Genomic DNA, 6,879 nt, shown 5'->3' with positions numbered 1-6,879 from the left:
GGCCGAGGCGGTTTCTTCCAGCGAGCTGGCTTGTTCCTCGGTGCGGTTGGACAAGTCCATGTTGCCGTGCGCGATCTCGTCGACCGATTCCTTGATCGAGTCGGTGGCCTTGAGGATGTTGTTGACCGTGTCGACCATGCGGTCGCGCGTGTAAGCGATGGACGACACCAGGCTGGCCTCGTCGCCCTTGCGCACCGCGATCGCGCCGGTCAGGTCGCCTTCGGCGATCTTGCGGGCGATCTGCGATGCTTCGCCCGGCTCGCCGCCGATGGAGCGGTAGATGTTGCGCACCACCAGCGTGGCGATCGCCGACATGACCGCGCCAAGGATCAGCAGCACCACGCCGGCCTTGATCAGCGAGCGGTAGAAGTCGGCCTGGATGTCATCCTGGTACACGCTGGCGACAAAGTCCAGGTTCCACGGCTTGAAGCGCTTGACGAAGCCCATCTTGGGGCTGGGCTTGGTCTCGTTCGGACGCGGCCACCAGTATTCGAGGAAGCCTTCGCCGGCGGCGGAGGAGCCGGTGGCGGCGATCATCTTGTACAACTCGTTGCCCTTGGCGTCCTTGAAGTCGAGCATGTTCTTGCCGTTGAGCTTGGGACTCATCGGATGCATCGTGACCACCGAATCGGCGCCGACCAGGGTGATGTATCCGCTGCCGGTGTAGCGCTGGTCCGCCACGCGGGCGATGGCTTCCTTGCGGGCGTCGTCGGCGGAAAGCTTGCCCTCGGTCGACTGCTTGTGCAGACCGGCCACGATGGAGTAGGACATTTCGGTGATATCGATCAGCGCGTGCTGGCGATCGGCGATCTGCAGGTTGCGGGTTTCATAAATGTTCCACAGCGACAGCGCAAAGAGCGCGATCCAGGCAAAGACCAGCGGCAGCCAGAGCTTCTGCTTCAAAGACATGTTGTTCACTACGAATTCCCCTTTAGACATGCCCGCCGGAGGCGGACAAAAATTTCCCTGAGCACATTCTTTTTATTGCCCTGCAAAAACATACTGAAAAGTATTTTTGTCGAAAATATTAGCATGCAAAAAGCGTGCGAAAAGCTCGAAATGAGGGGTAAAGACGCAGTCTTTTCCTGATAAAAAAAGCGGTACCCCCGTCATTCGACGGAGATACCGCAAAGGGACGACTGCTCCAGAGAAACGAATTACAACAATTGCATCGGTTTAGTCCGCCTTGCCATAACCCCCGCCGCCCGGCGTAGCGATCACGAACACATCGCCCGGCTGCATGTCGATGCTGGCGACGAAGCCCAGCTCTTCTTCAGTGCCGTCCTTGCGGATCACGGTGTTGCGGCCGCACTGGCCGGGCTCGCCTCCCGCTGCGCCGAACGGCGGCACGATACGGTTGTTGGACAGGATCGAGGCCGTCATCGGTTCGAGGAAGCGGATCTTGCGCACGCCGCCGTTGCCGCCGTGCCACTGTCCGGCGCCGCCGGAGTGTTCGCGGATCTCATAGCTTTCCAGGCGGACCGGATAACGCCACTCGAGGATTTCCGGGTCGGTCAGGCGCGAGTTGGTCATGTGCGTCTGCACCACGTCGGTGCCGTTGAAGCCTTGGCCGGCGCCGGAGCCGCCCGAGATGGTTTCGTAGTACTGATGCTCGCCGTTGCCGAAGGTGAAGTTGTTCATCGTGCCCGGCGCCGAGGCCAGCACGCCGAGTGCGCCGTAGAGCGCATTGGTGATGCAGCTCGAGGTCTCGACGTTGCCCGACACCACCGCCGCCGGATAGCGCGGATTCAGCATCGAGCCTTCCGGGATGATCACGTTGAGCGGCTTGAGGCAACCGGCGTTGAGGGGAATCTCGTCGTCCACCAGCGTGCGGAATACATACAGCACCGCCGCCATGCAGATCGCGCTGGGGGCGTTGAAGTTGTTGTTCAGCTGCGGCGAGGTGCCGGTGAAGTCGATGTCGGCGGTGCGCTCGGCATGATTGACGCGGATCGCCACCTTGATCACCGCGCCGTTGTCGAGCCGGTAGTCGTAGCTGCTGTCCTTGAGCAGCGTGATGACGCGGCGCACGGCTTCTTCGGCGTTGTCCTGCACGTGGCCCATGTAGGCTTGCACCACGTCCAGGCTGAAGTGCTCGACCATCTTCAGCAACTCGTCGACGCCCTTCTGGTTGGCGGCGATCTGCGCCTGCAGGTCGGCCAGATTCTGCGCGATGTTGCGCGCAGGGTAGGGACCGGAGCCGAGCAGGGCGACGGTTTCCTGTTCGAGGAATCGCCCCGCGCGCACCAGCTGGAAGTTGTTGATCAGGATGCCTTCCTCTTCCACCACCGTGCTGTTGGCCGGCATCGACCCCGGCGTGATGCCGCCGATGTCCGAATGATGGCCGCGCGATCCCACGTAGAACAGGATGTCCTTGCCATCCTTGTCGAAGGCCGGCGTGATCACCGTGATGTCCGGCAAATGCGTGCCGCCGTGGTAAGGATCGTTGAGCATGAAGACGTCGCCCGGCTGCATCTTGCCGGCGTTCTCGCGGATGATGGTGCGGATGCTTTCGCCCATCGAACCGAGATGCACCGGGATGTGCGGCGCATTGGCGATCAGGTTGCCCTGCGCATCGAACAGCGCGCAAGAGAAATCCAGGCGCTCCTTGATATTGACCGAGAAGGCGGTGTTCTGCAGACGCAGGCCCATCTGTTCGGCGATGCTCATGAACAGGTTGTTGAACACTTCCAGCATCACCGGGTCGGCCGTGGTACCGATCGCCTTGCGCTGCGTGCGCGCCTGATAACGCTGCATCACCAGATGGTTCAGCGGCGTCACTTCGGCCAGCCAGCCCGGCTCGACGATGTTGGTGGCGTTCTTTTCCGCGATGATCGCAGGGCCGTGCACGACGTCGCCGGGGCGCATGTCTTCGCGGCGGTACAGCGCGGTGTCGTGCCATTGACCGCCGGAGAACAGCTGCACGGTTTCGGTCGATTGCAGCGCGCCGTCGCGCGGCGGCAATTGCTCGGGCTTTTCTTCGCGGTCGGTGGAGACGCCGATCGCTTCCACCGAAATGGCTTCGATGATCATGGCCTTGTCCGGCATCAGGAAGGAATAGCGTTTCTTGTAGGCCGATTCGAACTGCGCCACCATGCTCGCGATATCGCCGAAGGCCACCACGATCACCGAATCGGTGCCGTCGTAGCGCAGATGGGCGCGCTTGATCACGTCGATCTGCGTCGGCATTACGCCTTGCGACGACAGATCGTCGGCGGCTTGCGTGGCCAGCTTGTTCAGTTCCGCATCGAGCGTGCCGACCGAACCGGTCGACAAGGGCAGCTCCATCGCCTGTTCGCGCATCGCGGTCTGGTCCGCCAGTCCCATGCCGTAGGCCGACAGCACGCCGGCGAACGGATGCGCGAAGACGCGCGTCATTCCCAGCGCATCCGCCACCAGGCAGGCATGCTGGCCGCCGGCGCCGCCGAAGGTGGTCAGGGTGTAGTCGGTGACGTCATGGCCGCGCTGCACCGAAATGAACTTGATCGCGTTGGCCATGTTGCCGACGGCGATTTCGATGAAACCTTCGGCGACTTCTTCCGGCGTGCGGCGGTTGCCGGTTTCCGCATGGATGCGGTCGGCCAGCTCGGTGAACTTGCGCACCACCGCATCGCGGTCGAGCGCTTCGTCGGCAGCCGGGCCGAACACCTTGGGGAAATAGGCCGGCTGGATCTTGCCCAGCATGACGTTGCAATCGGTGACCGCCAGTTGGCCGCCGCGGCGATAGCTGGCCGGGCCGGGATTGGCGCCGGCGCTGTCCGGGCCGACGCGATAGCGCGTGCCGTCGAAGTGGAGGATCGAGCCGCCGCCCGCCGCCACCGTATGGATGCTCATCATCGGGGCGCGCATGCGCACGCCGGCCACCTGGGTTTCGAACTCGCGCTCGAACTCGCCGGCATAATGCGACACGTCGGTCGAGGTGCCGCCCATGTCGAAACCGATGATCTTGTCGAAGCCGGCCGTCTCGGCCGTGCGCACCATGCCGACGATGCCGCCGGCCGGGCCGGACAGGATCGAGTCCTTGCCCTGGAAGCGATGCGCATCGGTGAGGCCGCCATTGCTCTGCATGAAGAGCAGGCGCACGCCGTCCATCTCGCCTGCGACCTGGTCGACGTAGCGGCGCAGGATGGGCGACAAATACGCATCGACCACCGTCGTGTCGCCGCGCGAGACCAGCTTCATCATCGGGCTGACTTCATGCGACACCGAGACTTGCGTATACCCGAGCTCGGCGGCGATCTCCGCCAGTTTTTCTTCATGCGCAGTAAAACGATAGCCATGCATCAGCACGATGGCGACGGCGCGATAGCCTTCTTCATATAAAGCCGCGAGTTGCCGGCGCACCGATACGGTGTCGAGCGGCTGCACCACGTCGCCGTGCGCGCTCAGGCGCTCGTCGACTTCCACGACTTTTTCAAACAGCAATTCCGGCAGCACGATGTTGCGGTCGAACAGGCGCGGGCGATTCTGATATGCGATGCGCAAGGCGTCGCGGAAACCCTTGGTGATCACCAATACGGTCGGATCGCCCTTGCGTTCGAGCAACGCATTGGTGGCGACGGTGGTGCCCATCTTTACCGCTTCGACCTGTTGCGGCGAGATCGCTTCGTCGGGTTTGAGTCCGAGCAGGCGCTTGATGCCGGCCACGGCCGCATCCTTGTATTGCTCGGGATTTTCGGACAGCAGCTTGTGCGTCAACAGCGTGCCGTCGGGCTGGCGCGCCACGATGTCGGTAAACGTGCCGCCGCGATCGATCCAGAACTGCCAGCGTTGTTCCCCCAGTGTTGTCTGCTCTTTATTCATGGTGCATTGCCTTTCTCGATTGAACTTTCAGGTGCATTTTTGTTGATGAATTATCGACACTTTGCACATAAACCGTGCGATTAAGGTCGAACGTTTTGCTGAGGAAACATCGGGAAAGCCCGTCATATCCTCCTTAAAGCCTTGCTGTATCTGTGTTTGCGTCTGAAGTGGCGATCCCGGTGGAAAACTGGCACGCGCTTTGCTAATAACTCGTCAATGATTTGGCGATCATTTATTTTTATTAATATTAATAATTTATTGACATATTATCGACGAAACATATAGGATTCAAGAAAAAAATCAAGGAGACAAAAAATGGCGAGAGAACCACGCATAACGCGGTGAAGTGCAAACCAACGCAACCACCGCCGCCATTTTTCAGGCGTGCCCCCGAGGTCGGCGAATGCCGGCAAGCAGCAGCGCAAGTGCGGGGCAAGGCCATGAATCCTGAATCAAGCAGTCGATAGAAGTCAGCGCAACACCAGCACATAAGTCCAGCCGGGCAACCGGCCTGGAGTGGATCGACACAGCCTTCGCTTTTGCGGCGGCGGTGCAGTGGAAGTGGTTGGAAGTCGTGTGGTGATTTTTGGGTAGCTCCCGCTTACAGCGCCGCAGGTGTCGGGCGGCGTCACGCGGTGGGGGGAATTTTTGGATGTTAGTCAATACAACAAGGAGCGTCTCATCATGTTAGGTCTCGTCTTCAAACGTGTTTTCAAAGCCGGCCTGGCCGCGTCTTTCAGCATTGCCGCCTTGTCGGCGCAAGCGCAACAGCAGGAAATCAAGATCGGCGTCATCTATCCGCTCAGCGGCGCCGCCGCCTCCACCGGCGCAGAAATGAAGGATGCGCTGGAACTGGCCGCCGACATCATCAACAACGGCGCCAAGGGCGTGCCCAACCTGCCGTTCTCGGCCGGCGGCGGTCTGCCCAACCTGAAGGGCGCCAAGATCAAGCTGGTGTTCGCCGATTCGCAAGGCAACCCGCAAGTCGGCGCCACCGAAGCCGAACGCCTGATCACGCAGGAGAAGGTGGTCGCCGTGGTCGGCGCGTACTTCAGCAATGTCACCGCCACCACCAGCCAGGTCGCGGAACGCTACAAGGTGCCATACCTGAATCCGGAATCGTCGTCGGCCTCGCTGACGCAGCGCGGCTTCAAGTGGTTCTTCCGCACCACGGCGCATGACGACCTGTTCGTCACCAACTTCTATGAATTCTTCAAGGAGCTGGAAGCCAGGAAGGGCATCAAGATCAGCAAGCTCGGCGCCTTCAACGAAAACACGCTGTGGGGCAACGAGACCACCAAGCTCGAAACCAAGCTGTCCAAGGACCGCGGCTACGATCTTGTGAAGACCATCGTCTATCCGGCCAAGAGCACCCAGCTGACCTCCGAAGTGCAGCTGCTCAAAGCCGCCGCGCCGCAAGTGGTGATGCAGTCTTCCTATCTGGGCGACGCCATCCTGTCGATGAAGACCTACAAGGAACTGGGCTTCACGCCGGACATGATCCTGGCCAACGACGCCGGTTTCATCGACACGGAATTCGTGAAGACGCTGGGCAAGGACGCCGACTTCATCATCACCCGCGACGTCTGGTCGCTTGACCTGGCCGGCAAGAACCCGCTGATCAAGCAAGTCAACGACTTGTTCAATGCCCGCTTCAAGATCAACTTCACCGGCAATTCGTCGCGCACCTTCACCGGCCTGATGACGCTGGCCGATGCGATCAACCGCGCCGGTTCCACCGAGCCGGAAGCGATCCGCAAGGCGCTGTCGGAAACCAACATCCCCGGCAACAAGCTGATCATGCCGTGGAAGGGCGTCAAGTTCGACGAGCACGGCCAGAACACGCTGAGCTCCGGCATCCTGCTGCAAATCATCAACGGCAAGTACTACACGGTCTGGCCGTTCGACATGGCGACGCGCGACATCGTCTGGCCGATGCCGAAGTGGGACCAGCGCAAGTAGTCGCACAAGTAGTCGTTCTGGCTGGGAAGTAAGCGGAAGGACGCCGCAACAAGAACAACAACGCGGCCTCTTCCTCACTGATTCAATTTTTATCGCGGGTATTTACGGCGCGGC

At 60.8% G+C, this 6,879-nt stretch carries 3 protein-coding genes; 1 reads left to right on the top strand and 2 read right to left on the bottom strand.

Features of this window, described 5'->3' with window-relative positions:
• Together HLUSI_RS0125535 and HLUSI_RS0125530 are read right to left on the bottom strand one after the other, a co-directional pair.
• On the bottom strand, positions 1-909 hold a 909-nt coding region (locus HLUSI_RS0125535; protein WP_269147442.1), incomplete at its 3' end, for a cache domain-containing protein.
• A 267-nt stretch (positions 910-1,176) separates the two neighbouring features.
• On the bottom strand, positions 1,177-4,803 hold the full coding sequence (locus tag HLUSI_RS0125530) for a hydantoinase B/oxoprolinase family protein (protein WP_016836628.1): 3,627 nt from the start codon (positions 4,801-4,803) through the stop codon (positions 1,177-1,179).
• Between the two features lie 684 nt (positions 4,804-5,487).
• On the opposite strand from HLUSI_RS0125530, the gene HLUSI_RS0125525 reads away from it, so the two are divergent.
• Entirely contained in the window at positions 5,488-6,765 is a 1,278-nt protein-coding gene (locus HLUSI_RS0125525) for an ABC transporter substrate-binding protein (RefSeq protein ID WP_016836627.1), read from the top strand.
• Positions 6,766-6,879 lie beyond the last annotated feature (114 nt).

It is taken from the genome of Herbaspirillum lusitanum P6-12 (assembly GCF_000256565.1).
Classification (GTDB): domain Bacteria; phylum Pseudomonadota; class Gammaproteobacteria; order Burkholderiales; family Burkholderiaceae_D; genus Herbaspirillum; species Herbaspirillum lusitanum.
The sequence above is the reverse complement of the archived record's forward strand: the minus strand, read 5'-3'. Positions and strand labels throughout refer to the sequence as shown.